Source organism: Klebsiella sp. LTGPAF-6F (assembly GCF_001753185.1).
GTDB lineage: Bacteria > Pseudomonadota > Gammaproteobacteria > Enterobacterales > Enterobacteriaceae > Klebsiella > Klebsiella michiganensis.
The window spans coordinates 347169-368960 of record NZ_CP017450.1 but is presented as its reverse complement, the minus strand read 5'-3'; the positions used below and the strand labels follow the sequence as shown (position 1 = coordinate 368960).

General features: G+C 57.1%; 23 protein-coding genes. 7 read left to right on the top strand and 16 right to left on the bottom strand.

The genetic code is table 11. From position 1 onward, the window contains the following. Nucleotides 1-41: 41 nt before the first annotated feature. From uvrA to BJF97_RS01720, 3 genes are all read left to right on the top strand, one after another. The gene (gene uvrA, locus BJF97_RS01730; RefSeq protein WP_004097797.1) at nucleotides 42-2867 is read left to right on the top strand and encodes an excinuclease ABC subunit UvrA; all 2826 of its coding nucleotides are present in this window, start codon (nucleotides 42-44) and stop codon (nucleotides 2865-2867) included. A 132-nt stretch (nucleotides 2868-2999) separates the two neighbouring features. Beyond that, complete coding sequence (locus BJF97_RS01725; RefSeq protein ID WP_032695077.1) at nucleotides 3000-3410, top strand: hypothetical protein; 411 nt, start codon at nucleotides 3000-3002, stop codon at nucleotides 3408-3410. A 2-nt stretch (nucleotides 3411-3412) separates the two neighbouring features. Continuing rightward, the gene (locus tag BJF97_RS01720; RefSeq protein WP_032695075.1) at nucleotides 3413-3730 is read left to right on the top strand and encodes a hypothetical protein; all 318 of its coding nucleotides are present in this window, start codon (nucleotides 3413-3415) and stop codon (nucleotides 3728-3730) included. 2 nt (nucleotides 3731-3732) lie between these two features. Here BJF97_RS01720 and BJF97_RS01715 read toward each other — a convergent pair whose 3' ends face one another. Next, nucleotides 3733-4086, bottom strand: coding sequence for an MmcQ/YjbR family DNA-binding protein (locus BJF97_RS01715; RefSeq protein ID WP_004097793.1), 354 nt, complete (start codon nucleotides 4084-4086; stop codon nucleotides 3733-3735). A 2-nt stretch (nucleotides 4087-4088) separates the two neighbouring features. Beyond that, nucleotides 4089-4505: a secondary thiamine-phosphate synthase enzyme YjbQ gene (locus tag BJF97_RS01710; protein WP_004097792.1), complete on the bottom strand. Its 417-nt coding sequence runs from the start codon at nucleotides 4503-4505 to the stop codon at nucleotides 4089-4091. Between BJF97_RS01710 and BJF97_RS34635 the strand changes: the two genes are divergently transcribed. Further along, nucleotides 4497-4634 (top strand): hypothetical protein, encoded by a 138-nt coding sequence (locus BJF97_RS34635; RefSeq protein WP_157214916.1) that lies wholly within the window; start codon nucleotides 4497-4499, stop codon nucleotides 4632-4634. The two genes, BJF97_RS01710 and BJF97_RS34635, sit on opposite strands and share 9 nt — an antisense overlap. Nucleotides 4635-4647: 13 nt before the next feature. Here the strand turns inward: BJF97_RS34635 and aphA are convergent, their stop codons facing one another. From aphA to dnaB, 4 genes are all read right to left on the bottom strand, one after another. Next, nucleotides 4648-5361 (bottom strand): acid phosphatase AphA, encoded by a 714-nt coding sequence (gene aphA, locus BJF97_RS01705; RefSeq protein ID WP_004097791.1) that lies wholly within the window; start codon nucleotides 5359-5361, stop codon nucleotides 4648-4650. Nucleotides 5362-5555: 194 nt separating this feature from the next. Further along, nucleotides 5556-6749, bottom strand: coding sequence for an aromatic amino acid transaminase (gene tyrB, locus BJF97_RS01700; protein WP_014227546.1), 1194 nt, complete (start codon nucleotides 6747-6749; stop codon nucleotides 5556-5558). Nucleotides 6750-6969: 220 nt separating this feature from the next. Next, on the bottom strand, nucleotides 6970-8049 hold the full coding sequence (alr, locus tag BJF97_RS01695) for an alanine racemase (RefSeq protein ID WP_014227545.1): 1080 nt from the start codon (nucleotides 8047-8049) through the stop codon (nucleotides 6970-6972). A gap of 145 nt (nucleotides 8050-8194) precedes the next feature. Continuing rightward, on the bottom strand, nucleotides 8195-9610 hold the full coding sequence (gene dnaB / locus BJF97_RS01690) for a replicative DNA helicase (protein ID WP_004097788.1): 1416 nt from the start codon (nucleotides 9608-9610) through the stop codon (nucleotides 8195-8197). Between the two features lie 61 nt (nucleotides 9611-9671). On the opposite strand from dnaB, the gene BJF97_RS01685 reads away from it, so the two are divergent. Beyond that, a complete protein-coding gene (locus tag BJF97_RS01685; protein ID WP_014227544.1) occupies nucleotides 9672-10655 on the top strand; it encodes a quinone oxidoreductase in 984 nt (327 codons plus the stop codon). Between the two features lie 303 nt (nucleotides 10656-10958). Here BJF97_RS01685 and pspG read toward each other — a convergent pair whose 3' ends face one another. From pspG to BJF97_RS01670, 3 genes are all read right to left on the bottom strand, one after another. Next, on the bottom strand, nucleotides 10959-11201 hold the full coding sequence (gene pspG, locus BJF97_RS01680; RefSeq protein ID WP_014227543.1) for an envelope stress response protein PspG: 243 nt from the start codon (nucleotides 11199-11201) through the stop codon (nucleotides 10959-10961). Nucleotides 11202-11341: 140 nt separating this feature from the next. Further along, complete coding sequence (gene dusA / locus BJF97_RS01675; protein WP_032695095.1) at nucleotides 11342-12337, bottom strand: tRNA dihydrouridine(20/20a) synthase DusA; 996 nt, start codon at nucleotides 12335-12337, stop codon at nucleotides 11342-11344. A gap of 107 nt (nucleotides 12338-12444) precedes the next feature. Beyond that, nucleotides 12445-12933 carry a cupin domain-containing protein gene (locus tag BJF97_RS01670; RefSeq protein ID WP_014227541.1) on the bottom strand — a complete coding sequence of 163 codons (489 nt, stop codon included), beginning with the start codon at nucleotides 12931-12933 and terminating at the stop codon, nucleotides 12445-12447. 201 nt (nucleotides 12934-13134) lie between these two features. On the opposite strand from BJF97_RS01670, the gene zur reads away from it, so the two are divergent. After that, nucleotides 13135-13650, top strand: coding sequence for a zinc uptake transcriptional repressor Zur (gene zur, locus BJF97_RS01665; RefSeq protein WP_004097781.1), 516 nt, complete (start codon nucleotides 13135-13137; stop codon nucleotides 13648-13650). A 65-nt stretch (nucleotides 13651-13715) separates the two neighbouring features. Here zur and BJF97_RS01660 read toward each other — a convergent pair whose 3' ends face one another. The 4 genes from BJF97_RS01660 to BJF97_RS01645 form a co-directional block, all read right to left on the bottom strand. After that, complete coding sequence (locus BJF97_RS01660) at nucleotides 13716-13925, bottom strand: CsbD family protein (RefSeq protein ID WP_004137568.1); 210 nt, start codon at nucleotides 13923-13925, stop codon at nucleotides 13716-13718. 136 nt (nucleotides 13926-14061) lie between these two features. Then, nucleotides 14062-15378, bottom strand: coding sequence for an MATE family efflux transporter DinF (dinF, locus tag BJF97_RS01655; protein ID WP_032695073.1), 1317 nt, complete (start codon nucleotides 15376-15378; stop codon nucleotides 14062-14064). 72 nt (nucleotides 15379-15450) lie between these two features. Further along, a complete protein-coding gene (gene lexA, locus BJF97_RS01650; RefSeq protein ID WP_004097774.1) occupies nucleotides 15451-16059 on the bottom strand; it encodes a transcriptional repressor LexA in 609 nt (202 codons plus the stop codon). A 122-nt stretch (nucleotides 16060-16181) separates the two neighbouring features. Next, entirely contained in the window at nucleotides 16182-16550 is a 369-nt protein-coding gene (locus BJF97_RS01645; RefSeq protein ID WP_014227539.1) for a diacylglycerol kinase, read from the bottom strand. 129 nt (nucleotides 16551-16679) lie between these two features. On the opposite strand from BJF97_RS01645, the gene plsB reads away from it, so the two are divergent. Beyond that, the gene (gene plsB / locus BJF97_RS01640) at nucleotides 16680-19103 is read left to right on the top strand and encodes a glycerol-3-phosphate 1-O-acyltransferase PlsB (protein WP_032695071.1); all 2424 of its coding nucleotides are present in this window, start codon (nucleotides 16680-16682) and stop codon (nucleotides 19101-19103) included. Nucleotides 19104-19201: 98 nt separating this feature from the next. On the opposite strand, the gene ubiA is transcribed toward plsB, so the two are convergent. The 3 genes from ubiA to malM form a co-directional block, all read right to left on the bottom strand. Further along, the gene (ubiA, locus tag BJF97_RS01635) at nucleotides 19202-20071 is read right to left on the bottom strand and encodes a 4-hydroxybenzoate octaprenyltransferase (protein ID WP_014227538.1); all 870 of its coding nucleotides are present in this window, start codon (nucleotides 20069-20071) and stop codon (nucleotides 19202-19204) included. Nucleotides 20072-20083: 12 nt separating this feature from the next. Beyond that, nucleotides 20084-20581, bottom strand: coding sequence for a chorismate lyase (ubiC, locus tag BJF97_RS01630; RefSeq protein ID WP_014227537.1), 498 nt, complete (start codon nucleotides 20579-20581; stop codon nucleotides 20084-20086). A 188-nt stretch (nucleotides 20582-20769) separates the two neighbouring features. Beyond that, a complete protein-coding gene (gene malM, locus BJF97_RS01625; RefSeq protein WP_014837132.1) occupies nucleotides 20770-21687 on the bottom strand; it encodes a maltose operon protein MalM in 918 nt (305 codons plus the stop codon). Nucleotides 21688-21792 lie beyond the last annotated feature (105 nt).

Sequence of the window (21792 nt, the reverse complement as noted above, 5' to 3'; positions counted from 1 at the left end):
CTAACAAACCAGGCAATCCGCGTATCTACCGGGAAAGGTGAATGGATAAGATCGAAGTTCGGGGCGCCCGCACCCACAATCTCAAAAATATCAACCTCGTCATCCCGCGCGACAAACTCATTGTCGTCACCGGGCTTTCGGGTTCAGGCAAATCCTCACTGGCTTTCGACACGTTGTATGCCGAAGGGCAGCGTCGCTACGTTGAGTCGCTCTCCGCCTACGCGCGGCAGTTCCTGTCGCTGATGGAGAAGCCCGACGTCGACCATATTGAAGGGCTGTCGCCGGCGATTTCCATTGAACAGAAATCAACGTCCCACAACCCCCGTTCAACGGTAGGCACCATTACCGAAATTCACGACTACCTGCGTCTGCTGTACGCGCGCGTCGGCGAGCCGCGCTGCCCGGATCACGACGTTCCGCTGGCGGCGCAAACCGTGAGCCAGATGGTCGATAACGTGCTCTCCCAGCCAGAAGGCCAGCGCCTGATGCTGCTGGCGCCGATCATTAAAGAGCGCAAAGGCGAGCATAACAAAACGCTGGAAAATCTCGCCGGGCAGGGCTACATCCGCGCGAGGATCGACGGCGAGGTCTGCGATCTCTCCGATCCGCCGAAGCTGGAGCTGCAGAAGAAACACACCATTGAAGTGGTGATTGACCGCTTCAAGGTGCGCGACGATCTCAGCACGCGCCTGGCCGAGTCTTTTGAAACCGCGCTGGAGCTGTCGGGCGGTACCGCCATCGTCGCCAATATGGACGATCCGAAAGCCGAAGAACTGCTATTTTCCGCCAACTTCGCCTGCCCGATTTGCGGCTACAGCATGCGCGAACTGGAACCGCGCCTGTTCTCCTTCAACAACCCGGCTGGCGCTTGCCCGACCTGCGATGGTCTCGGCGTCCAGCAGTATTTCGATCCGGAACGCGTCATTCAGAACCCAGAGCTGTCGCTGGCTGGCGGGGCGATTCGCGGCTGGGATCGGCGCAATTTTTACTACTTTCAGATGCTGAAGTCGCTGGCGGAACATTATGAATTCGATGTGGAGGCGCCCTGGGGCACGCTGAATAGCAGCGTACAAAAAGTGGTTCTGTACGGCTCAGGCAAAGAGAATATTGAATTCAAATATATGAACGATCGCGGCGATACCTCGGTGCGCCGCCATCCGTTCGAAGGCGTGCTGCATAATATGGAGCGCCGTTATAAAGAGACGGAATCCAGCGCAGTACGTGAAGAGTTAGCGAAATTCATCAGCAACCGTCCCTGCACCAGCTGTGAAGGGACCCGCCTGAAGCGCGAAGCGCGGCACGTGTTTGTGGAGAATACCCCGCTGCCGACCATCTCGGATATGAGCATCGGCCACGCGATGGACTTCTTCAACAACCTGAAGCTCTCCGGCCAGCGTGCGCAAATTGCTGAAAAAGTACTGAAAGAGATTGGCGATCGCCTGAAATTCCTCGTCAACGTCGGTCTGAACTACCTGACGCTCTCCCGTTCGGCGGAAACCCTTTCCGGCGGCGAAGCGCAGCGTATCCGCCTCGCCAGCCAGATCGGCGCAGGCCTGGTCGGCGTCATGTACGTACTGGATGAGCCCTCTATCGGCCTGCACCAGCGCGATAACGAACGCCTGCTGGGCACGCTGATCCACCTGCGAAACCTCGGCAACACCGTGATTGTCGTTGAGCACGATGAAGACGCCATTCGCGCCGCCGACCACGTTATCGATATCGGTCCGGGGGCTGGGGTACACGGCGGTCAGGTCGTGGCTGAAGGCAAGCTGGAAGATATTATGGCGGTGCCGGAATCGCTGACCGGCCAGTTCATGAGCGGCAAGCGTAAAATCGAAGTGCCGAAACAGCGCGTACCCGCCAATCCGGAGAAAGTGCTGAAGCTGTCCGGCGCGCGCGGCAACAACCTGAAAGACGTGACGCTGACGCTGCCGGTGGGCCTCTTCACCTGTATCACCGGCGTTTCCGGGTCGGGTAAATCCACGCTGATCAACGACACGCTGTTCCCGATTGCCCAGCGTCAGCTCAACGGTGCCACCATCGCGGAACCGGCACCTTACCGCGACGTGCAGGGGCTGGAACATTTCGACAAAGTGATCGATATCGACCAGAGCCCCATCGGCCGTACGCCGCGTTCTAACCCCGCAACCTACACCGGCGTCTTTACGCCGGTCCGTGAACTGTTTGCCGGCGTACCTGAATCACGTTCGCGTGGCTACACGCCCGGCCGATTCAGTTTTAACGTGCGCGGCGGTCGCTGTGAAGCCTGCCAGGGCGATGGCGTGATCAAAGTCGAGATGCACTTCCTGCCGGATATCTACGTACCGTGCGACCAGTGCAAAGGCAAACGCTATAACCGCGAAACGCTGGAGATTAAGTACAAAGGCAAAACGATTCATGAAGTGCTGGATATGACCATTGAAGAAGCGCGTGAGTTCTTCGATGCGGTTCCGGCGCTGGCGCGTAAGCTGCAAACGCTGATGGACGTCGGTCTGACCTATATTCGCCTTGGTCAGTCGGCTACCACGCTTTCCGGCGGCGAGGCCCAGCGCGTCAAGCTGGCGCGCGAGCTGTCCAAACGCGGTACAGGGCAAACGCTGTATATCCTTGATGAGCCGACCACCGGTCTGCACTTTGCCGATATTCAGCAGTTGCTGGAGGTTCTGCACCAGCTGCGCGACCAGGGGAATACCATCGTGGTGATTGAGCACAACCTGGATGTCATCAAGACGGCTGACTGGATCGTTGACCTTGGGCCGGAAGGCGGAAGCGGCGGCGGAGAGATTCTCGTTTCCGGTACGCCGGAAACGGTCGCCGAGTGCGAGGCCTCCTATACGGCTCGCTTCCTCAAGCCCATGCTGAAGTAATCTCATCTGCCTCTTCCCGTCCCGGGAAGAGGCCTCATTTCCTCTCATTTTCTCCCGCTGATATTTTGTGATTTGCGGCCGGACGGCATCTGTCATCAGATAGCACCACCGCCATAAATTGCAGGATGCATCATGTACTTAAAGCACGGACTTTATCGATTTACGCTCGTCGCGGCGTTATTCGCGCTGACCGCCTGCAGCTGGATAGACGGCTACAGCAGCACGGCTCATCAGCAGTTGCTGATGCTGGAACAGCTTCATCTGCAGTTCATCAGCGACGCGGCGGCAGCGCCACTCGACCAACGCTTGCTCAGTTACGAGGATCGCCAGATTCGCCCGCTATTCAGCCTGGCGTTAAGCGATAGCGACGCGCTACGGCAGAGTAATCTTCACGTGCTGGAGAAAAATTATCAGCGGCTGTACCGGCGCGTCGTCCCCCAGGAGAGAGCGCTGACGCCTTTCGAGGCCGGAATTCTGGCGCAACAGACGGAAAAACTTTACCAGCAGGCCATCAACGGCGAACAACAGCGTTCAGGGAAATAAGCATGTCCACCATAGAAGAGTTAAGCGCCCAGCTGGCCGGCGCCGGCGTGAATACGGCAGAGTGGTTGCAGCTTATGCACGCGATTGTAAATGATGAAGACAGCGACATTCGCGACGCCGGGATGCTCATGCTTCAGGCGTTACAGGAGAAAGCGCGCGGCTGGTTAAGTCAGGACGACCTCATTCTGCTCCTGCAAGGGCAGCGCGATATTGCCAGCATTCGCGCCAACAACGAACAGATCGCCATGCAGGCGCATCTGCAGTCCACGCTGCTTCGTCTGTTTGATGTGACCCTGCTGGCGCTGCTGGGCAGAATTTAGCGCTATGGCAACAGCTTACGCTTAGCCTCGGAAAGCGAATCAAGCGCCTGCTGGTAGGAAGCATCCACCAGATAATAAATTTGTGAATCAGGCAGGGAGCCGTCAAGAAACACCGTACTCCAGTGGGCTTTATTGAGATGTTTGCTGGGGCGAACATCGCGATGCTGCTGCCTCAACAGTTCCGCAAGCTCAGGGCTGGTCTTTAACGATACCGCTGGCCGGTTGTCCTCAACCTCTTTTACCATCGCAAACAGGACGTCCGCCGCTTTGATCTGCGTCGCTTTCCAGTCGCTATGTACGCTTTGTTCGGCGCCCGGCTTTGCCATGCAGTACTGCAATAAATCCGAAATTGTCATTTTTATTCCCCCATTAGCGTCGCGATGATATGGCGCGATCCGCCATGAATACGATGCTCCCCGAGCCAGATCCCCTGCCAGGTCCCCAGCCTGACGCTGCCATCCCGTACGGGCAGCATCAGCGATACGCCCAGCATCGACGACTTAATGTGCGAGGGCATGTCATCAGGACCTTCATAATCGTGTTCATACGGCGCGTTATCCGGTACGGCGTGCAGAAAATGCTGCTCCATATCGAAGCGAACGGTCGGATCGCAGTTTTCGTTTAGCGTCAGGGAAGCAGATGTATGCTGGAGCAGCAAATGCAGCAGGCCAGTTTTCACCCGCGATATTTCGCGGATTTGCCCGAGAATTTCATCAGTGACCAGATGGAAGCCCCGTGCTTTCGGGCCTAACGTCAGGGTTTGCTGATGCCACATAAACCACTCCTTTTACTAATGAACCTTCCTAAGTGTGCAGCAATAAGCGAAAAGGTAAAACCTTTGGCACGCTATTTTGCACAAAAAAACGGCAGCGTGCCGGCTGCCGTTTTAGCGATTGATGATTAAGCCGGCGGGCAGCTTAATATTCTGAATTCACAATGACCTCTTCACCCTGAGCGCCCGCCATCGGCAGCGGCTTATAGGAAGAGTTTGAGGCCCGCAAGATACGGATCCCGCGCGCGCCCACCTCGCGGGCAGCGGAGATATCGTTATCTGAATCGCCGTAGAAAACTTTGATCCCTTTCTCCTGCAGCCACTGCGTTTTGGTGTTCTGGCCAGGTTTATCGCCGGCAAAAATAACCGGGTTCATATTCGCCGCCGGGATGAGAAAATCATCCTGCAGGGTTTTTGATACCGTTTCGGTTTTGGTCTGGCTACGGCCGGTAACGAAATAGATGCTATCGCCGCGCTTTACGTGCATCGCAATCAGCTGGCGCGCCACCTCTTTCGGCATGCTGAATTCATCCCAGCCGTTGTTCATTTTTTCCCAGAACTCCGGATTTTTCAGGTAATCATCGCTGCCGGGGGAATAGGTTTTCTGCCCGCGCCAGAAGCCCGGGCTGGAGAACAGGACGGTATCATCAATATCAAAACCGACGGCCATCGGCTGGCGTCCCAGCAGGCTATTTTCAATCTGGGCGACGGAAACCCAATGGATCGGCGCCTGTTCGGCGAGTTTCGCCATATTGGTGCCCGTCCACAGCGGCTGCGGTGTGGAGGCGCGAGCAACGACGGAGCTATTTAGCGTGAACAGTAAGCAGACGGCCCCAAAGGCCAGGGTGATCTTGCGCATATTTTTCCCTAAATAATCGAATCGTTATAATTTTCAATAATGTGTACGCTTATTAATGCACCCAGACCTTACCCCCCGCGAAGGCGGATAGGAAGGTTTTTCTGCTCTGATGTCATATAAAAAGAGAATGATCACACTTCGGGAAGCGAATTGCCCGCGTCATGATTTGGCGCGGGCAAAAGGTCAGGAAGAACTTATATTACCGCAGCAAACGCCTGCGCTACGCGGCGCACGTTTCCTGCATTCAGCCCCGCGACGCACATGCGGCCGCTGGCAATCAGGTAGACGCCAAACTCATCGCGCAGGCGGTCAACCTGGGCCGCGCTGAAACCGGTATAGCTAAACATGCCGCGCTGCTTGAGCAGATAGTCAAAATCACCGCCCGGAACCGTCTCTTTCAGCACATCAACCAGCTCCTGACGCATGGCCAGAATACGGGTGCGCATTCCTTCCACTTCCGCCAGCCATGAGGCTTTCAGCGCGCTGTCGCCCAACACCGCCGCAACCACCTGCGCGCCAAAGTTCGGCGGGCTGGAGTAGTTGCGACGCACGGTCGCTTTTAATTGCCCCAGTACGCGCCCCGCGGTTTCAGTATCTTCACAGACGATCGACAGCCCGCCAACGCGCTCACCGTACAGGGAGAAGATTTTCGAGAACGAGTTGCTGACCAGCATGGGCATCCCGGCGTTCGCTATGGCGCGGATAGCGTAGGCATCCTCTTCCATGCCGGCGCCAAAGCCCTGATAGGCGATGTCGAGGAAAGGAATCAAATTACGCGCTTTCAGCACCTCAACTACTTGATCCCACTGAGCGTTGGTAAGATCGGCTCCCGTTGGGTTATGGCAGCAGGGATGCAGCAGCACGATGTCGCGTTCCGGTAGCGTATTGAGTTTTTCAAGGAAAGCCGCGAAACGCACGCCATTGGTTTTATCATCAAACCAAGGGTAAGTACTTACTTCGAATCCAGCCCCTTCAAATATAGCGATGTGGTTTTCCCACGTCGGGTCGCTGACCCATACGCGCGAGCCTGGGAAGTAGCGTTTCAGGAAGTCTGCGCCGACTTTCAGCGCTCCGGAGCCGCCCAGCGTCTGAATAGAGGCTACGCGATGCTGCGCCAGTACCGGATGATCGGCCCCGAACAGCAGCGACGCAATCGCGTGGCGATAGGTGTTCAGCCCTTCCATCGGTAAATAGATTGAGGCGCCGTGCGGCTGGGCGCTAAGACGTGCTTCCGCTTCGGCAACCGCCTTCAGCTGCGGAATGATGCCGTCTTCGTTGTAATAAAGACCGATGCTGAGATTTACTTTGTCACTACGCGGATCGTCTTTAAAACGCTCCATCAGGGAGAGAATGGGGTCGCCAGCGTAGGCGTCAACTTTCTGAAACACGCGATGTTTCTCCAGGTTTACATGGGCTCGTTATAACACAATAAACTGGATGTGAAAGAAGGTCGAGGGGATGTTGGCGGATAAAACAGAACGGGCTGGATTTGACGCAACAACGTGAACGCCCATCCCGGATGGCGGCTTAAACCGCCTTATCCGGGCTACCGGCCCGTAGCCCCGATGAGGCGTCAGCCGCCACCGGGGGAAAGCGCGCTGGCTGACATTAATCCACGTACTTCATGGATACCCGTGAAGTCAGGCGCGTAATAAGTTCGTAAGCACTTACTTTTGTAATTTCGGCAATCCGCTCGACGGGGAGGCCTTCGCCCCACAGCACGACCGCGTCGCCAGCGTGGTCCTGTGCTTCAGGCCCGAGATCGACGCAAATCATATCCATCGCTACGCGTCCGACAATCGGCACTTCCCGGCCGTTAACCAGTACCGGCGTGCCGGACGGCGCGGCGCGCGGATAGCCGTCACCGTAGCCCATCGCCACAACGCCTAAACGCGTATCACGCTCGCTGATCCAGGTTCCGCCGTAGCCCACCGGCTCGCCGGCTTTATGCTCGCGGACCGCGATCAGGCTGGAGGTCAGAGACATCACCGGCTGGCAGCCAAAATCCGCGCCGGTGGATCCACCGTCGAGCGGCGATACGCCGTAGAGAATAATCCCCGGACGCGCCCAGTCGAAGTGCGACTGCGGCCATAGCAATATACCGCCGGATGCAGCGATTGAGCGCAGCCCCGGCTTCCCTTCCGTGAAGGTGGTAAAGATATCCAGCTGACGTTCGGTCGCGCCGCACTCAGGCTCATCCGCACGGGCAAAATGGCTCACGATATTGACCGGCTGGCGGACGTTTTTACACTGGCTCAGGCGCTGATAAAAGGCTTCGGCCTGTTCGGGCAGAACGCCTAATCGATGCATCCCGGTGTCCAGCTTCATCCATACGGTTACCGGCTCGGGTAAATCCGCTTCCTCCAGCGCAGCCAGCTGCTCCGGGCTGTGTACCGCCGTATGCAGGCGCTGGGCGGAGATCACCGGCAGGTCGGCGGCCTCAAAGAATCCCTCCAGCAGCAGGATCGGCTGGGGGATACCGCCCGCGCGCAGGCGCAGGGCTTCTTCAAGACGGGCGACGCCAAAAGCATCGGCGTCCGGGAGCGTTCGCGCGGTCTCAAGAAGACCGTGTCCGTAGGCGTTCGCTTTCACCACCGCAACCAGTTTGCTGGCGGGCGCCAGTTCACGCAGACGTTGCAGGTTGTGTCGCAGAGCGCGGCGGTTAATGATTACAGTTGCCGCTTGCATTTGAATTCCTTAATAAAAGAATCTCCTAAATCCTTCGTGTTGCAGGAAGGCGACAAGCCTGAGAATCCCCGGGAGCTTAGTAAACTAAGTGACCGGGGTGAACAGGCGTAGTCAACGCACCTGCGGCATGAAGGATGACGGAGATTTATTCGTCGTCGTATTGTGGCCCAGCATAATTATCAAAACGCGACCACTGACCGTTAAACGTCAGGCGCACCGTCCCGATAGGGCCGTTACGCTGTTTACCAATAATAATTTCAGCGATGCCTTTTAAGTCACTGTTTTCGTGATAAACCTCATCACGGTAGATAAACATGATTAAGTCGGCGTCCTGCTCGATGGAGCCGGACTCACGCAGGTCGGAGTTGACCGGGCGCTTATCCGCGCGCTGTTCCAGCGAGCGGTTAAGCTGCGACAGCGCCACCACCGGCACCTGCAGCTCCTTCGCCAGCGCCTTGAGCGAGCGGGAAATTTCGGCGATTTCCAGCGTACGGTTATCGGAGAGCGACGGCACGCGCATCAGCTGCAGGTAGTCGATCATAATAAGACCGATGCCGCCGTGCTCGCGGGCGATACGCCGCGCGCGGGAGCGCACTTCGGTTGGCGTCAGGCCGGAGGAGTCATCAATATAGATATTACGTTTTTCCAGCAGAATTCCCATGGTGCCGGAAATGCGCGCCCAGTCTTCATCATCCAGCTGGCCGGTACGAATGCGGGTCTGGTCAACGCGCGACAGCGAGGCCAGAGAACGCATCATAATCTGCTCCGAAGGCATCTCGAGACTGAAGATGAGTACCGGCTTATCCTGCAGCATCGCCGCGTTTTCCACGAGGTTCATCGCAAAAGTCGTCTTACCCATTGACGGACGCGCGGCGACGATAATCAGGTCCGACGGCTGAAGACCGGCGGTTTTTTTATTGAGATCGTCATAGCCGGTGTTAACCCCGGTCACGCCGTCATGCGGCTGCTGGAAGAGCTGTTCAATACGCGCCACGGTAGCGTCGAGCACGTCGGCGATATTCTTCGGCCCCTCGTCTTTATTCGCGCGGCTTTCGGCAATTTTAAACACCCGGGATTCGGCGAGGTCGAGCAGATCTTCGCTGGTGCGGCCCTGGGGATCGAAACCGGCCTCGGCGATTTCATTCGCCACGGAGATCATTTCGCGTACTACCGCACGTTCGCGGACGATATCGGCATAAGCGCTGATGTTCGCCGCACTTGGCGTATTTTTCGATAATTCCGCCAGGTAGGCGAAGCCGCCGACGCTGTCCAGCTGCCCCTGACGCTCCAGCGATTCGGCGAGCGTAATCAGGTCAATCGGGCTGCCCGATTCCTGCAGGCGCGCCATTTCGGTGAAAATATGGCGATGCGGACGGGTATAAAAATCTTCCGAAACAACCCGCTCGGCAACGTCGTCCCAGCGTTCGTTATCCAGCATTAAACCGCCCAACACCGACTGTTCCGCTTCAATCGAGTGCGGCGGGACCTTCAACCCATCGAGCTGATAATCACGCTCGCGGGGTTCAGTCTGTGGTTTGTTGAAGGGTTTATTTCCTGCCATAGTGAATGGAGTTACCGAGATAGTGAATGGGTCGAAAGATTACCACATTTCTGGAGGAAGCATGGCAACACGAATTGAATTTCACCAGCACGGAGGGCCTGATGTTCTGCAAGCGCTGGAGTTCACGCCGAAAGATCCCGCAGAGCACGAAATTCAGGTAGAGAATAAGGCCATCGGCATTAACTACATTGATACCTATATCCGCAGCGGCCTCTACCCGCCCCCGTCATTGCCGAGCGGTCTGGGTACCGAAGCCGCTGGCGTAGTAAGCAAAGTCGGCAGCGGGGTGAAACATATCAAAGCCGGCGATCGGGTGGTCTACGCGCAATCGGCGCTGGGAGCCTATAGCACCGTCCACAACGTGCCCGCGGATAAGGCCGCCATCTTGCCGGACGCGATCTCTTTCGAGCAGGCGGCGGCCTCATTCCTGAAAGGGCTCACGGTCTATTACCTGCTGCGGAAAACCTACGAGATCAAAGCGGGCGAGCCGTTCTTGTTTCATGCGGCGGCCGGCGGCGTCGGGCTCATCGCCTGTCAGTGGGCCAAAGCGCTGGGCGCGAAGCTGATCGGTACCGTCGGCAGCGCGCAAAAAGCTGAACGCGCCAAACAGGCCGGCGCCTGGCAGATCATTAACTATCGCGAAGAGAATATCGTCGAGCGCCTGAAAGAGATCACCGACGGTAAGAAAGTCCACGTGGTTTACGATTCCGTCGGGAAAGATACCTGGGAAGCCTCCCTTGACTGCCTGCAGCGTCGGGGGCTGATGGTGAGCTTCGGCAACTCCTCCGGCCCGGTGACCGGTGTCAATCTCGGGATCCTCAACCAAAAAGGTTCGCTGTACGTCACCCGCCCTTCTCTGCAGGGCTATATCACCACGCGTGAAGAGCTGACGGAAGCCAGCAACGAACTGTTTTCGCTGATCGCCAGCGGCGTGATAAAAGTGGATGTCGCGGAGAGCCAAAAATATGCGTTAACCGACGCCAGACGCGCGCATGAGGTGCTGGAAAGCCGGGCGACGCAGGGTTCAAGTTTGCTCTTGCCATAGTAATGGCTTTTCCCTAAATAATTCGGGCTACAGGAAGATGGTAAGTGAATGAATCCCCAGGAGCTTACAACAGTAAGTGACCGGGGTGAATGCAAGCAACCAACGCCCCTGTAGCCTGAAGTATGACGGGAAAAGAAGAAAAGTTTAGGGCTTCCACATGGGAAGCCCTTACTTTTTTTGTTCGGCTGTATGTAGGGTACAGCACGATGAATTCGTTAACCCGCTAATAGTGACAGATTTAATAAGCAAAGCCTACGCTGTTTTATGCAAAAATCTTCAGGTTGTGACATACCGCTCAATACCTTAGTAGCGCCAGCGGTTATTAGCGCGATAACGGTTGTCGGTTGGTGATTTTATCGCCCGAATCACCCAAACCACAACAACGGCCAGCAGCAGCCACGGCAGCAGTTTAATCATTAACGCAAACAGACCGCCGACAAACATCAGCGCGGTCGCGACAACAATCGCGGCAATAATACCCAGCAGTGAAATGCCGGTGACCAATAACATGACAAAAAAGCCAATAACGAATAAGAGTTCCAGCATCGTCTTTCCCCTAAAGAAATTTTATCTACCTTAGCGGATATTACAAAAATCGTGCCAAATATAACATATTGAATAATAACAAAAACGCCCGGCACGATACGTACAGGGCGTGGTGAATTTGACCAGGTTTTAGTGAAAAACTAACGCTTGTCGGCAACCAGTTTCAGCGCCTGTTCCAGCACGTTGATGTCCGCCCCGGCTTTATGCGCATTTTCGCTCAGATAGCGACGCCACTGGCGCGCCCCGGGGATCCCCTGAAACAGCCCGAGCATATGGCGCGTTACGTGCCCCAGATAAGTACCGTTGCTAAGCTCGCGTTCGATATAGGGATACATCGCCCGGACCACGGAAACCGGGTCAGCATCGATGCCTTCCACGCCGAAAATTTCCCGATCCACCGACGCCAGTATGCCTGGATTCTGATAGGCTTCACGGCCCACCATCACGCCGTCCATATGCGCAAGATGTTGTTTTGCTTCTTCCAGCGACTTAATGCCGCCGTTAATCGCCATGGTCAGATGCGGAAAATCACGCTTCAGCTGGTAAACGCGCGGATAGTCAAGCGGCGGGATCTCGCGGTTCTCTTTGGGGCTTAGCCCCGAAAGCCACGCTTTGCGCGCGTGGATGATAAACATCTCGCACTCGCCTTTCACGGATACCGTTTCGATAAAATCACACAGAAACCCGTAGCTGTCCTGGTCGTCAATGCCGATACGGGTTTTCACCGTGACCGGGATCGACACGACGTCGCGCATGGCTTTAATACAGTCTGCCACCAGCTGCGCGTTCCCCATCAGGCAGGCGCCAAACATACCGTTCTGCACGCGATCGGACGGGCAGCCAACGTTCAGGTTAATTTCATCGTAGCCGCGCGCCTGCGCCAGCTTCGCGCAGTGCGCCAGCGCAGCCGGATCGCTGCCGCCGAGCTGCAGGGCGACCGGATGCTCTTCTTCGCTGTAGGCCAGATAGTCGCCCTTGCCGTGAATAATCGCACCGGTGGTCACCATTTCGGTATACAGCAGCGTGTGGCGCGACAGCTGACGCAGAAAATAACGGCAGTGTCTGTCGGTCCAGTCGAGCATCGGCGCGATGGAAAAACGGTGAGCGGCGAAAGCAGTAGGCGTTGAGTCTGACATCATGGCGAATAAATAAGCATCCGGGTAAAAAGGGGCGCTACTATAGCACAAAGATAAACCACTGAGGCATAGCGTCAGCGCTCACCTTTTTTATCCCGCAATAAACGCTATATTTTCCGCGGCTTGCCGTCGTGAGGGCCAAAAAACTGCGGCGGATGGTCAACCCAGCGATCCTGACGCGTGGCGGCATAGCCGGGGTTAAGCGGGTAGTAGATGCGATTAAATTTCTTGTTTGCCTCGCCAACGACTAACAGGCGAACCTCCTGCTCGGTGTTATTGAGGAAGGTGTGGCAAATGCCGGTTCCGGCAGGAAAGCCGACGCTATCCCCCGGCTCCAGCTTCCAGAGGTAGCCGTTAATCCACACTTCCGGATAGCCTTCCAGCACGTAGATAAACTCTTCTTCGTCGCTCTCCGCATGCGGATAAGAGGTTCGGCGTCCGGGCGGTAGACGCTCATGGTGGATCCCCAGGCGATTCAGCCGCAGGCCCCGCGCCAGCGGCGCGCCGATGGAGAAAAGCTCAGTACTGTCGGGGTAGGTGGAATCATCCACGCCTTCCAGTTCACGCCAGTGTCGAATGCAGTCAGGTCGTTTCATCGTTTTCTCCCGAAAATGAGATGCATCAGGTATAGCATAAGGTGGCAAGGTTGAGCGACCCCAGGAGCGCGGCTGGGACGAACTGGCGCAGCCAGCGCGCAGGTAACGTGAAGTGTGACGGGTATAGTCCGCCGGGTCTCGGCGTTTTACCGGTATCGTGATAAAGTAACAGTTTCAGATTCACGCAACCAGAGGACGCTCATGGATAAGACCACTTCGCAACAAATGTTAGCGCATGCTGAAAAGCTGTGCGCGCAGCGTGGCGTGCGCCTGACCCCGCAGCGCCTTGAAGTATTGCGTTTGATGAGCCTGCAGCAAGGGGCAATCAGCGCCTACGACCTGCTCGATCTCCTTCGTGAAAAAGAGCCTCAGGCGAAACCGCCGACGGTGTACCGGGCGCTGGAGTTTTTACTCGAGCAAGGGTTCGTGCATAAGGTGGAATCCACCAATAGCTACGTGCTGTGTCACCTTTTCGATCAGCCGACCCACAGCTCGGCGATGTTTATCTGCGACCGCTGCGGCGGCGTCAAAGAAGAGTGTGCGGAAGGCGTCGAAGATATTATGCATACGCTGGCGGCAAGAATGGGATTCGCCCTGCGCCACAACGTCATTGAGGCTCACGGCCTGTGCGCCGCCTGCGTCGAGGTTGAATCCTGCAGTACGCCGGGCCACTGCCACCACGACCATACCATCCAGATCAAAAAGAAAGCCCGCTGAGGCGTTAGCCGCAGCGGGAATCAAGGGTGTAGGCAATAACGGTGGGTTAAAACACGGCGTTTTCGCTACCAGCGATAGTCGTTTTTGGTTTCCCAGTCGGTCACTTCTTTCTCTGCCTGGTCTTTGGCGTAACCGTAACGTTCCTGAATTCTGCCCACCAGCTGGTCGCGTTTGCCTTCAATGACGGTCATGTCATCGTCGGTCAGCTTGCCCCATTTTTCTTTCGCTTTACCTTTGAACTGTTTCCAGTTACCGCCGATTTCGTCTTTATTCATCATGCATTCCTCATCGTTCGGTTATCGTTCGGTGAATGAACAGCCCGCTGTGTGCCGGACATGACTTAACTATAGATGAGTATTCTGAGTAAGATTTATTATTCGGAATCTTTAACCATCATATGCACCAAATGCATTACGAAAACCAGGTTCCGCGCTGCCAGTGGCGCCGCCAGATAACCGCCAGAGAAACGCCGCGCAGAGCGAGAAAGGCCGTCAGCGCCAGCCACAGTCCGTGGTTGCCGAGCGTCGGTACCGTCAGCAGCGTCAGGGCAAACCCCGCCGCCGCTACCGCCATGCTGTTGCGCATCTCCGCCCCCCGCGTCGCGCCGATAAACATGCCGTCCAGCAGATAGCACCAGACGCCAATGACCGGCAGTATCATCTGCCAGACCAGGTAGCGGTCAGCCAGCTGCTGCAGCGAAGGCAGCGAGGTCAGCAAAGCGATAATCTGCTCACCGGCAAGGCCGTAAATCAGCGCAAACGCCAGCGCCACCATCCCTGACTGGCGGCAGGCCGCGTGCCAGACGGCAAGCAGCTGGCTGTCGTCGCACGCGCCGTAGGCCTGCCCGGAGTGCGCCTCAACGGCGTAGGCAAAACCGTCCAGCGCATAGGCGGTAAAGGTCAGCATCGTCATGAGGACCGCATTGACCGCGACGATATCGGCACCGAGGCGGGCGCCAAATACCGTCACCGCCCCGAAGCAGAGCTGTAGCAGCAGCGAGCGCAGCATGATGTCGCGATTCAGCGCCAGCAGGCGGCGTATATCGCCGCGCCAGGCGTTTTTCAGCATCGACACGGAAACGCCGCGCAGCGCCAGCACGCGTCTCGCCATCAGCAGGCCAATAAAGAAAGTGACGTATTCTGCGGTGACCGTCGCCAGCGCCGCCCCCTGCACGTTCATATGCAGGCCCATCACCAGCCATAAATCGAGCACAATATTGAGGACGTTGCCGACTACCAGCAGGATCACCGGCGCTCTGGCGTACTGCACGCCCAGCAGCCAGCCCAGCAGGACCAGATTCGCCAGCGATGCCGGCGCGCTTAGCCAGCGGAGCTCCAGGAAGCGTCTGGCCTGTTCGAGCACGGCTTCGCTACCGCCGACGATATGCAGCGCCAGGTCGATTAACGGCATCCGTAAGAGCACAATCGCCGCCCCGGCGGCCAGCGCCAGACCCAGCGGCTGCACCAGCGCACGCGCCAGCCGCTGCGGATCTTTTGCGCCAAACGCCTGCGCCGTCAGTCCGGTGGTACTCATTCGCAGGAACAACAGCAGCATAAAGAGGAAGCTGGTCGCCGTTGCGCCAACCGCCACGCCCCCCAGATAAACCGGGCTGTCGAGATGGCCAATAACGGCGGTATCCACCAGCCCCAGCAGCGGAACGGTGATATTGGAGAAGATCATGGGCAGCGCTAAGCGCCACAGGGCTTTGTCGGCGGCGTTAAAAAGCATGGAGAAAGAGCCCAAATGAGGAAAAACGGCGCAGCATCATGCATCAGGTGATGATGCCGCGAGGTGAAGAGATTACTGCCAGTTGCCGTTGCGGATAACGCCAACGGCCAGGCCTTCAATAGTGAAGCTTTGCTCGCGAAGGTCCACCACGATCGGCGAGAATTCGCTGTTTTCCGGCAGCAGTTCAACGACGTTACCCTGCTTTTTCAGTCGCTTCACGGTAACTTCTTCGTCGATGCGCGCCACAACCACCTGGCCATTGCGCACATCCTGCGTTTTATGGACGGCCAGCAGGTCGCCATCAAGAATACCGATGTCTTTCATCGACATACCGCTAACGCGCAGCAGAAAATCGGCATTCGGCTTAAACATAGCCGGATCGACCTGATAGTGACCTTCAATGTGCTGCTGGGCCAGCAGCGGCTCACCCGCCGCGACGCGGCCAATAAGCGGCAGACCCGTTTCTTCTTCCGTCAGCAGACGAATACCGCGGGAGGCGCCGGAAACGATCTCGATTGCGCCTTTACGCGCCAGCGCTTTCAGGTGTTCTTCCGCCGCGTTTGGGGAACGGAACCCCAAGCGCTGAGCAATCTCCGCACGCGTCGGCGGCATGCCCGTCTGGCTGATATGATCCCGAATGAGATCAAACACCTCTTGCTGCCTGGTCGTTAACGCTTTCATTCCGCCCCCTGGGTGTATATACAGTTATGCTGTGAGTATATACAGCTAACGGTGATTTTGGAACCACATTTCACACAAAAATCAGGAGTTTCTTTCCGTTTTGCGAGCCGCTACGCCAGGCGTTAGCGGTAGTTTGCCCATAAAAGCGTTCCCCACGCGATCAGCGCGATGATAATCGCCAGCAATACCGCCGCCGATCCCATGTCTTTCGCTCGCCCCGACAGCTCGTGATGTTCAGGGCCAATACGGTCAACAACCGCCTCAATCGCGCTATTGATAATTTCAACTATCATCACTAGCAGGACCGAGCTAATCAACAGCACCCGGGTGATGGCATCGACGTCTAACCAGCAGGCGATCGCCACGGCAACAACGGCCGCGATGCCTTCCTGACGAAAGGCGGCCTCGTTGACCCACGCCGCCCGGAATCCTTTCCAGGAATACCCTGCCGCTTTAATAATTCGGGTTAACCCAGTGGTATTATTGGCCATCAAACAAACCTTTTTATGTAAATGACGTCAATGAGTGTACGCGTTTGCCGCGTTACAACGGAAATTTTGCGCACTTTCTGTTATTCTTGCGGCGCATTTGCATGATTAACCAGAGGCTTCACATCGTCTATGTCTGGCTGGCAACGAATTTACTATAAATTACTGAATTTACCATTAAGGGCGCTGGTAAAAAGCAAGTCGATTCCGGCACAACCTGCTCAGGAATTAGGCCTGGATACCTCGCGTCCCATTATGTATGTTCTGCCCTACAATTCGAAGGCGGACCTGCTGACGCTGCGCGCGCAATGTCTGGAACATGAGTTACCGGACCCGCTGGAGCCGCTCGAGATCGACGGCGGCCTGCTTCCGCGCTACGTATTTATCCACGGCGGACCGCGCGTGTTTACCTATTACACGCCGAAAGAAGAGTCTATCAAGCTCTTTCACGACTATCTGGATTTGCACCGCAACCATCCCGATCTTGACGTGCAGATGGTGCCGGTTTCGGTGATGTTCGGTCGCGCGCCGGGGCGTGAAAAAGGCGAGGTGAACCCGCCGCTGCGCATGCTCAACGGCATTCAGAAATTCTTCGCCGTTCTGTGGCTGGGCCGCGACAGCTTTGTCCGTTTCTCGCCTTCGGTCTCGCTGCGTAAGATGGCGGACGAACACGGTACCGATAAAACCATCGCCCAGAAGCTGGCCCGCGTGGCGCGCATGCACTTCGCCCGTCAGCGTCTGGCGGCGGTCGGCCCGCGCCTGCCCGCGCGCCAGGATCTGTTTAATAAACTGCTGGCCTCGAAAGCCATTGCCCGTGCGGTAGAAGACGAAGCGCGCAGCAAGAAAATTTCTCATGAAAAGGCGCAGCAAAACGCTATCGCCCTGATGGAAGAGATCGCCGCAAACTTCTCCTATGAGATGATTCGCCTGACCGACCGCGTGCTGGGCTTTACCTGGAACCGGCTGTATCAGGGCATTAACGTGCATAACGCCGAGCGCGTGCGCCAGCTGGCGCATGAAGGCCACGAGATCGTTTATGTCCCGTGCCACCGCAGCCATATGGACTATCTGCTGCTCTCTTACGTCATTTATCATCAGGGCCTGGTGCCGCCGCATATCGCCGCCGGTATCAACCTGAACTTCTGGCCCGCCGGTCCGATCTTCCGTCGCGGCGGCGCGTTCTTTATTCGCCGCACGTTCAAGGGCAATAAGCTTTACTCAACCGTATTCCGCGAATATCTGGGCGAGCTGTTCAGCCGCGGCTATTCGGTGGAGTATTTCGTTGAAGGCGGGCGTTCGCGTACCGGACGCCTGCTGGATCCGAAAACCGGCACCCTGTCGATGACCATTCAGGCGATGCTGCGCGGCGGTAATCGCCCCATCACCCTGGTGCCGATTTACATCGGCTACGAGCACGTGATGGAGGTTGGTACCTACGCCAAAGAGCTACGCGGTGCGACGAAAGAGAAAGAGAGCCTGCCGCAGATGCTGCGCGGCTTGAGCAAGCTGCGAAATCTCGGCCAGGGCTACGTTAACTTCGGCGAACCCCTGCCGCTGATGGCCTATCTGAACCAGCATGTGCCGGACTGGCGCGAGTCTATCGACCCTATCGAAGCGGTTCGCCCTTCCTGGCTGACCCCGACGGTGAATAATATCGCCTCGGATCTGATGGTGCGCATCAATAATGCCGGCGCGGCTAACGCCATGAACCTGTGCTGTACCGCGCTGCTGGCATCGCGTCAGCGTTCACTGACCCGCGAGCAGCTCACCGAGCAGCTGGAGTGCTATCTCGCCCTGCTGCGCAACGTGCCATATTCAGCGGATGCGACCACGCCTGCGGCTTCGGCCAGCGAGCTGATTGACCACGCGCTGCAGATGAACAAGTTCGAAGTCGAGAAAGATACCATTGGCGATATCATCATTCTGCCGCGCGAGCAGGCCGTGCTGATGACCTACTACCGCAACAACATCGCCCATATGCTGGTGATGCCGTCGCTGTTAGCCGCCATCGTCACTCAGCATCGTCGTATTACCCGCGCCGAAATCCTGCGTCACGTCGAGATGTTCTATCCGTTCCTGAAGGCCGAGCTGTTCCTGCGCTGGGAAAAATCGGAGCTGGCGGGCGTCGTCGATGCGCTGATCGCTGAGATGCAGCGTCAGGGCCTCATCGCCCTGAACGACGATGAGGTGAGCGTCAATCCGTCTCATGCCCGTTCTCTGCAGCTGCTGGCCGCAGGCGCGCGCGAAACGCTGCAGCGCTACGCCATTACCTTCTGGCTGCTGAGCGCCAACCCGTCAATCAACCGCAGTTCGCTGGAGAAAGAGAGCCGCACCGTGGCGCAGCGCCTGTCCGTTCTGCACGGCATCAACGCGCCGGAGTTCTTCGATAAGGCGGTGTTCAGCACGCTGGTGTTGACCCTGCGTGACGAAGGCTATATCAGCGATACCGGGGACGCCGAGCCGGAAGAGACGTTGAAGATCTACCGCATGCTGGCGGATCTGATTACTTCGGATGTGCGATTAACGATTGAAAGCGTTACCCAGGATGAAGCGTAACGCTTAAAGAGATGTCCCGGCCTGCGCCGGGCTACCGGACCCTGCGGTTTTGTAGCCCGGCTAAGGCGTTTACGCCGCAAGCCGGGAAACCCACAGCGCTACTGCATATATCCCATCGCCAGGCCGAGAAATAGCACCAGCCCCACGTAGTTATTGTTCATAAACGCCTTAAAGCAGGCATCGCGTTCGCGTTTAAATATCAGCTTCTGCTGCCAGGCAAACAGCGCCGCGGCGATAAACAACGACCAGTAATACTCCCAACCCAGCCCGCTCAGCCAGCCTACCGCGGCCATCAGACCCAGTACCGCCACCTGTAAAATACCGATGATTAAGCGATCGTTGTCGCCAAAGAGAATCGCCGTCGATTTGATACCGATTTTGACGTCATCATCACGATCGACCATCGCATACTGGGTATCGTAGGCCACCGCCCACAGGATATTGGCGAGGAACATCAGCCAGCAGCTCAGCGGCAGCGATTCGCTGACCGCCGAAAAGGCCATCGGGATCGACCAGCCGAACGCCGCGCCCAGCACGACCTGAGGCAGGTGGGTATAGCGCTTCATAAACGGATATACCCATGCCAGCGCCAGCGCCGCTACCGACAGCAGAATGGTCATGGTGTTCAGGGTCAACACCAGCAGAAACGAAAGCAGCACCAGCACGACAAACAGCGTCCGCGCCTCCTTTTCGCTAACGTCGCCGCTCGGCAACGGGCGGTGGGCCGTCCGTTTGACGTGGCCGTCAAACTTGCGATCGGCATAGTCGTTGACCACGCAGCCTGCGGCGCGCATCAGCCAGACGCCGGCGACAAAAACGGCGAGGATCCATAGCGGCGGTATCCCCGGCGTCGCCACCCACAGCGCCCACAGCGTCGGCCACAGCAGCAGCAGCGCGCCAATCGGTTTGTCAGTACGCATCAGGCGGTGAAACGCCAGCAGCTTGTTCTGCGTCAGACTCCACTCCATTTCATTTTCCTCTTAATACAACGGCGATGCAGGCAAAAACAGTTCCGTCAGCAGCAGCGGTTTGCCGCTCAACCGGAGGCGGGAACGACGCCCCCACAGCTCTGCATGACGACCAATTTCAATAAAATCACGGGTTAGCGTCGATGACGTGAAGAGATAGCGGCCCAACGGCGTTTGCCCCAGCTGTTGCAGCGCCAGTTCGGGGCCGCTCAGCGTTGATTCGGGCACTATCGTGCGCCCGGCCAGCCAGGGTTCACCGTTGGCGCAAAGAATGATTTCCCGCAGCCAGTAGCGGGGTTCGCTCGGTAACAGGGGCGCCTCACCGGCCAGCGCGTCGCGTCCAACAAAACCTTCGTTAACCATGATGACGCTGACTTTCTTCCCCTGCTGCTCAAAGCGTTTGGTCATTGAGTCTTCCAGCAATAGCCAGTCGCGCAGATGCGCATCCAGCGGGGGCATAGCGGCAAAATAATGCAGCGCACGCAGTTGCGTAAGCGCAGGATGTGGCATGCCTGAATCTCCGGTACATAACGTAAAGGTATTGTATCGCAGAATGGGGCATCGGGGGCGGGCAAACGTCAATATACGATCATCCGCGCAACAGCCGTGCAACAGAGGCTGCGGCGCGCTAAAAAAAAGTGCGCCCTGACGGACGCACCTAAAGGCTGTGCCTAAACATCAGCATTGCGGGGAGACGGTCACCCCTTGCCTTTTACACTGCTGATAAAGGTGGAACGAGCAGATTTCGAGCCAAGACGTTCAGCTTCGTTCATCAATTTCAGGGCTTTATCGATATCGCCTTTCGCAACCGCCTGCTTAATGCCGTTGTTGAAATAGGTTTCGGTGTCATCAAGCATCGGTTCGCTTTTCGCCGCCGGAGCCGGGGCCGGCGCGACAACCGGCGCGGCGGTATTGCCGACGGTCACCGGGCCATTGCCGGAAGAGCCAAACAGCGGACCAACCAGCACGCTGGAGCCGCTATTGGTTTTGACTTTTAGCTTCAGCACGCCATCGGTGGTGTGGCGGGCAATCGGGTCTGGAATATCCGGCACGGCATTGCCCGCGCCTTTAGCGTAAGCTTTCGCCGGATCCAGCAGAGTCGTGGTTTGTTGTAAATCTTTTTCCGTCGTAAAGACCAGCACGTAAAGCTTCTGCTGCCCCAGCGCCGGGGTCAGGCGCATGACGCCTTCAAGCCGATCCGCGGTCATTACGCCGGGCTGCTGATAGGTAAAATAGCTGCTGGGGAAGAACGCGGATGGCGTCATATTCTGATCGAGAATCAGCACGTTCGGCGCAAAAATCTGTTTTTGCTTATTCACTTCGCTCGTGAGCGTCAGGGTCAGTTCGCCAATATTCGCCGGAACGCTCCAGGCCGCAACCGGGCCGGAGATACCGGCAACATCCAGGCGCTGGCCGCCCGTGAGTAAATCAACGGTCTGCGTTTTAGATTGATCGACTGGCGTCCAGACGAGCTGCTGCAGGGCAGCACCGGGGATGGCGGGCGCTGCGCTGGTGTTTTGCGGGACAAAGTTGACGTCGGCAAGGCTCATTCCCGGCGCGCATGCCAACATTCCTGCGGATAAACACAGGGCGACGAGAGTTTTCTTCATTTTCATTGTTCTCACCTCGGATAGCGTAGGTTTAGCGGTGGCCAGGCAATAGCGCGCTAATCCTGAAGAATCAGGAGGGGCAGAGCCCCTCCGTGTCACTACATGATTACG

Coding starts and splice junctions, on each gene's coding strand:
- BJF97_RS01685 (WP_014227544.1), top strand. CDS start 9,672: ATGGCAACACGAATTGAATTTCACCAGCACGGAGGGCCTGATGTTCTG.
- dnaB (WP_004097788.1), bottom strand. CDS start 9,610: ATGGCAGGAAATAAACCCTTCAACAAACCACAGACTGAACCCCGCGAG.
- plsB (WP_032695071.1), top strand. CDS start 16,680: ATGTCTGGCTGGCAACGAATTTACTATAAATTACTGAATTTACCATTA.
- lexA (WP_004097774.1), bottom strand. CDS start 16,059: ATGAAAGCGTTAACGACCAGGCAGCAAGAGGTGTTTGATCTCATTCGG.
- BJF97_RS34635 (WP_157214916.1), top strand. CDS start 4,497: ATGCCACATAAACCACTCCTTTTACTAATGAACCTTCCTAAGTGTGCA.
- BJF97_RS01645 (WP_014227539.1), bottom strand. CDS start 16,550: ATGGCCAATAATACCACTGGGTTAACCCGAATTATTAAAGCGGCAGGG.
- ubiC (WP_014227537.1), bottom strand. CDS start 20,581: ATGCCACATCCTGCGCTTACGCAACTGCGTGCGCTGCATTATTTTGCC.
- dusA (WP_032695095.1), bottom strand. CDS start 12,337: ATGTCAGACTCAACGCCTACTGCTTTCGCCGCTCACCGTTTTTCCATC.
- pspG (WP_014227543.1), bottom strand. CDS start 11,201: ATGCTGGAACTCTTATTCGTTATTGGCTTTTTTGTCATGTTATTGGTC.
- malM (WP_014837132.1), bottom strand. CDS start 21,687: ATGAAAATGAAGAAAACTCTCGTCGCCCTGTGTTTATCCGCAGGAATG.
- ubiA (WP_014227538.1), bottom strand. CDS start 20,071: ATGGAGTGGAGTCTGACGCAGAACAAGCTGCTGGCGTTTCACCGCCTG.
- aphA (WP_004097791.1), bottom strand. CDS start 5,361: ATGCGCAAGATCACCCTGGCCTTTGGGGCCGTCTGCTTACTGTTCACG.
- BJF97_RS01670 (WP_014227541.1), bottom strand. CDS start 12,933: ATGAAACGACCTGACTGCATTCGACACTGGCGTGAACTGGAAGGCGTG.
- zur (WP_004097781.1), top strand. CDS start 13,135: ATGGATAAGACCACTTCGCAACAAATGTTAGCGCATGCTGAAAAGCTG.
- alr (WP_014227545.1), bottom strand. CDS start 8,049: ATGCAAGCGGCAACTGTAATCATTAACCGCCGCGCTCTGCGACACAAC.
- BJF97_RS01725 (WP_032695077.1), top strand. CDS start 3,000: ATGTACTTAAAGCACGGACTTTATCGATTTACGCTCGTCGCGGCGTTA.
- BJF97_RS01720 (WP_032695075.1), top strand. CDS start 3,413: ATGTCCACCATAGAAGAGTTAAGCGCCCAGCTGGCCGGCGCCGGCGTG.
- BJF97_RS01710 (WP_004097792.1), bottom strand. CDS start 4,505: ATGTGGCATCAGCAAACCCTGACGTTAGGCCCGAAAGCACGGGGCTTC.
- uvrA (WP_004097797.1), top strand. CDS start 42: ATGGATAAGATCGAAGTTCGGGGCGCCCGCACCCACAATCTCAAAAAT.
- BJF97_RS01660 (WP_004137568.1), bottom strand. CDS start 13,925: ATGAATAAAGACGAAATCGGCGGTAACTGGAAACAGTTCAAAGGTAAA.
- BJF97_RS01715 (WP_004097793.1), bottom strand. CDS start 4,086: ATGACAATTTCGGATTTATTGCAGTACTGCATGGCAAAGCCGGGCGCC.
- dinF (WP_032695073.1), bottom strand. CDS start 15,378: ATGCTTTTTAACGCCGCCGACAAAGCCCTGTGGCGCTTAGCGCTGCCC.